This window comes from Micromonospora sp. ATA51 (assembly GCF_016802855.1).
Classification (GTDB): domain Bacteria; phylum Actinomycetota; class Actinomycetes; order Mycobacteriales; family Micromonosporaceae; genus Micromonospora; species Micromonospora sicca.
Window position 1 is genome coordinate 1 of the sequence record NZ_JAEVHJ010000455.1, and the last position, 4,009, is coordinate 4,009.

General features: G+C 75.9%; 4 protein-coding genes and 2 pseudogenes. 3 read left to right on the top strand and 3 right to left on the bottom strand.

The window, feature by feature from the left end:
• Nucleotides 1–101: 101 nt before the first annotated feature.
• Both JNW87_RS35760 and JNW87_RS35765 read left to right on the top strand, forming a co-directional pair.
• Nucleotides 102–414 (top strand): annotated as a pseudogene (locus JNW87_RS35760) (DUF4291 family protein); the annotation flags it as partial.
• A gap of 65 nt (nt 415–479) precedes the next feature.
• Nucleotides 480–902, top strand: a complete 423-nt coding sequence (locus JNW87_RS35765; protein WP_109801978.1) for an OsmC family protein — start codon at nt 480–482, stop codon at nt 900–902.
• 5 nt (nt 903–907) lie between these two features.
• On the opposite strand, the gene JNW87_RS35770 is transcribed toward JNW87_RS35765, so the two are convergent.
• Entirely contained in the window at nt 908–1,645 is a 738-nt protein-coding gene (locus JNW87_RS35770) for a trans-aconitate 2-methyltransferase (protein WP_161557833.1), read from the bottom strand.
• Between the two features lie 53 nt (nt 1,646–1,698).
• On the opposite strand from JNW87_RS35770, the gene JNW87_RS35775 reads away from it, so the two are divergent.
• Nucleotides 1,699–3,093: a serpin family protein gene (locus tag JNW87_RS35775; protein ID WP_236647887.1), complete on the top strand. Its 1,395-nt coding sequence runs from the start codon at nt 1,699–1,701 to the stop codon at nt 3,091–3,093.
• Between the two features lie 17 nt (nt 3,094–3,110).
• On the opposite strand, the gene JNW87_RS35780 is transcribed toward JNW87_RS35775, so the two are convergent.
• Complete coding sequence (locus tag JNW87_RS35780) at nt 3,111–3,509, bottom strand: DUF2267 domain-containing protein (RefSeq protein WP_109801975.1); 399 nt, start codon at nt 3,507–3,509, stop codon at nt 3,111–3,113.
• A 241-nt stretch (nt 3,510–3,750) separates the two neighbouring features.
• Nucleotides 3,751–4,009: pseudogene (locus tag JNW87_RS35785) on the bottom strand (MFS transporter); the annotation flags it as partial.

Genomic DNA, 4,009 nt, shown 5'->3' on the forward strand with positions numbered 1-4,009 from the left:
CACCGTTACGGCGCGCCCACTCAGCAAGCTTCACAGAACGATACTAACACTCATATATTCGTATGTTTGATCACGGGAGAGTGAGCAGTTGTCAGCCCCGGCTGCACGCCGACCGCGCAACATGGAACCGGCAACTGCGGGCCAGCCCGGTCCGGATCCAGTGGGACCCGGAGCGCTCGCTGCGGCTGGCACCACTGCCGCACCGCTCGTTGCAGGTGGGGCTCTCCGGCGAGGCGGTGCACCGGTACGTCGACGAGTGGCTGGTCCGCCTCACCGACGTCACCCCGGTCGCTCGGCGCCCGGGACCGGCTGACCGCCGGCGACGACGCCGGGGCGGCGGCGCTGCTGCCGGTCGAACGCCCCTATCCGCTGCCGCCCGACGTGGCCCGGGTGATCGACGCCAGTTCGGACTGAACCGGCGAGGGCGTCGCCCCCCGATCGATGGTTGACTCGGCCTGGTCGAAGCGGAGGTGGTCGGGATGACCTTCGAGGTGCGGACGCGCAGCCTGCCCGGCCGGCCGGCGGCGATCGGCTCGGCCGGGGCGTGCACGCTGGTGGTGGACCGCCCGGCGGACGCCGGCGGGGACGGGCTCGGGTTCAACGGCGGGCAGTTGCTCCACCTGGCGGTGGCCGGGTGCGTCTCCAACGATCTGTTCCGGGAGGCCCGGGCGGCCGGGATCGTCCTGCACCGGGTCGAGGTGACCGTGCACGGCGACTTCGACGGCGACCCGCCGACCTCCACCGGCATCTCGTACGACGTGCTGGTCGACGGGGACGCGCCGCCGGCGCGGCTGCGGGAACTGGTGGACCGGGTGGACACGATCGCCGAGATCCCCAACTCCCTGCGCCGGGGCACCGACGTGCGACTGCGGCACAGGCAGGTGCTCGGCGAGCCGGACTGAGCCGGTCAGGACGGGCGGCGGGCCAGGACCAGGGTGGTGCGCAGGTCCAGCACCACCGTCCCGCCGAACCCGTCGACCGTGGCGCCGACCGCCGCCAGCACCCGCTCGCGCAGCTCGGGCGGCCGCTTCAGCTGGGGCGAGAACGTGCTGACCAGCGCCTGGTACGCCGTCGTGGTCAGCGGCACCGTACTGCGGAAGGGCATCGACCGGACGTCGGCGAAGAGGCCGCTGCCGGCGATGTCGGCGTGGAACCAGTCGTCGGGACGGTCCCCGTGGTTCGCCGGATCCACCGACTCGAACGCCGCCCGGATCGCGGTGGCCTGCGCCGGGTGGACGTACGCGTAGCGGTGCCCGAAGACGGCCAGGGTGCCGCCCGGGGCGAGCGCGTCGTACGCCCGGCGGTTGCGGGTCGCCGGGTCCAGCCAGTGCCAGGCCAGCGCGCAGGTCAGCGCCGGCACGCCGCCCGGCGGGGCCGCCCACTCCTCGAAGGCGGCCACCACCACCTCGACCGTCGGGAACCGGGCCGCCAGCAGCTCGGCCATCCGCGGGTCCGGCTCCACACAGGTCATCGGCGCGCCCAACCCGACCAGGAGCTCGGTGGCCCGGCCCGTCCCGGCGCCCACCTCGACCAACCGGGCGGGCACCGTGCCGTGGTACGCGCGGATCGCCTCGACGATCTCCGGCGGATAGCCCGGGCGCGCCGCGTCGTAGCTGCCGGCCACCTCACCGAAAAGCTGGCTCATGACCGCCATCGTGGCAGGGTGGACGACGACCGCGTGACCCTGGGGAGGAAACGGTGACCGAGGAACTGCCGCGGGACCTGCCGGTCCTGGAACGTCGGGCGGTGCGGGTGGTGGTGCTGGACGCCGAGCCGGCGAGGAGATCGACGAACCGTTCGAACTCTGGTCCTGACCGGCCCGGTGGGCGTGCCGAACCGGCCGGCGGTGGGCAGAGTGGAGCAATGACCAGCCTCCAGGAGCCCCTCGCCCGGTACGCCGAACGCCTGCACGCCGCCGTCGACCCCGGGCACCACGTGGCCTCCCCGCTCGGCGCGTGGCTGCTGCTGGCGCTCTGCGGATCGGCGGCGACCGGAGCCGAACGGGACGAACTGGCGGACGTGCTCGGCATGGACCCGTCGGCCGCCGCCGCGACCGCGGCCGCCCTGCTGGCCGAGCCGCATCCGCTGGTGCCCGCCGCGACCGCCGTCTGGCACCACGTCGGGTACGACCCCGGCCGGCTCGCCGACTGGTACGCCGACCTGCCGCCGCGCACCACGACGGGGCCGCTGCCCACGCAGGACGCGCTGGACGCCTGGGCCCGGGAGCACACCCTCGGGCTGATCGACCGGTTTCCGCTGCGGCTCACGTCGCAGGTGGTGCTGGCCCTGGCGAGCGCGCTGGCCACCCGGATCTCCTGGGCGGACCCGTTCGACCTGACCCCCGCCGCCGCCCTCGGGTCGGCCAGCCCCTGGGCCGGTTCGCTCACCCGGGCCCTGCGCGCCCCCGAGCGTGGCCACCGGTGCTGGATCGCCGCCACGGAGCGGGCCGGCGAGGTGATCGTGCACGTGGCGACGGCCCAGCCGGCGACCACGGAGGGCCGCCGGGCGGGGCTGGCCGTGGTGTCGGTGGCGGCTGCGCCCGACGTGGCGCCGGGTGATGTGCTGGCCGCCGCGTACCGGCTCGGCGCGGCGGCGGTGGCCGGGGCGGAGCCGGGCCGGCGGTCGCTGTTCGAGCTGCCGCTGGGCGAGACGGCACTGTGGAGCGTGCGGGAGGAGCGGGTACGCACCCGGGCCCGGGACGGCCGGGAGGAGCGCCACACCGCGGTGCTGCCCTGCTGGTCGGCACGGAGCGAGCACGACCTGACCGCACCCGGGCTGGGCTTCCCGGCGGCGATCAGGGCGGTGGCGGGCGTCGACGCGCAGGCCGAGGCCCGGCAGGCGGCGATGGCCCGGTTCGGTCGGTACGGCTTCGAGGCGGCCGCGGTGACCGGCGCGTTCGCCCTGGTCAGCCTGCCTCCGGAGGGGGTGGCCCGGACCGCCGAGCTGCGCTTCGGCCACCCGTACGCCGTGGTGGCGCTCGCCACGGACGAACGGCCGGACGGGGTGGGGCCGTGGCACGGGGTGCCGGTCTTCTCCGCCTGGGTGGCCGAGCCGGAGGAGCCGTCCCCCGCCGACCTCGCCGACCCGGCCTGACGGTTCGCCCCGCCTCGTCAGCCGCCGTACGGCGGTCGGGGGATCGGTTCGACCATGGCGTCGAAGCCCTTGGGCAGCTGGGCCACGAGGTCGTGGAACTCGCCGACGGTGACCGCCTCGCGCAGGGTGGCCAGCACCGCCCGCGCCCCCACCTCGGCGACCGCCGGGTCCACCCCGGCCCGGTGGGCCACCCGGTACACGAACTCGACGACGCCTCCGGTCGGGCCACCCTCGCCGGCCGGGGCGGTGAGGTAGCCGCTCAGCTCGTCCGGCAGCTGCGCGGCGAGGTCGTTCGCCTCGTCCCCGGTGACCCGCTCCGCGAGGGTCTGCAGGGTGGCCCGGGCTATCGTGGCGGCCTGCTCGGTGGGCAGCTCGGACCGGCGGGACACCGCCTCGACGAATCGGGGAAACCGCACGCCGCCCTCCTGTCGTCGCCGGCCGCGCAGGGCCGCAGCCGGTCACGCGGTTACCCCCGGCCGGCGACGACAAACGGTCCGCTCACCGCCCGGCGGCAACGGCATCGGCCGGGCCCGGCGGCCGGTCCGGGGCAGGGATCTCGACGGTCCGCCAGACCGGCGACCAGCGGACGAGCAGCGCCGCCCCGGCCATGCGACCGAGGCCGCCGCGCGAGGTACGCCGGCGCGCCCAGCAGGCCGGTCAGCGCCCCGCCGAGGGCCGCGCGAGGGGCATCGTCCCCCAGATGAAGAACCGGCTGGTAGCGGTCATCCGGGACAGCATCTCGCCGGGGGTGGCCGCCTGGCGCAGGCTGACCGCGTTGACGTTGTAGAGCCCGCTGGCGAAGGCGCTCACCGCCAGTCCCGCGCCGATCCAGAGCGGGTGCGGCAGCAGCACCAGCGCCGCGCCGGCCTGGAGCACCGCCGCCGCGGCGATGGCCCGTCCGACGCCCAGGCGCGCC

Coding starts and splice junctions, on each gene's coding strand:
- JNW87_RS35770 (WP_161557833.1), bottom strand. CDS start 1,645: ATGAGCCAGCTTTTCGGTGAGGTGGCCGGCAGCTACGACGCGGCGCGC.
- JNW87_RS35765 (WP_109801978.1), top strand. CDS start 480: ATGACCTTCGAGGTGCGGACGCGCAGCCTGCCCGGCCGGCCGGCGGCG.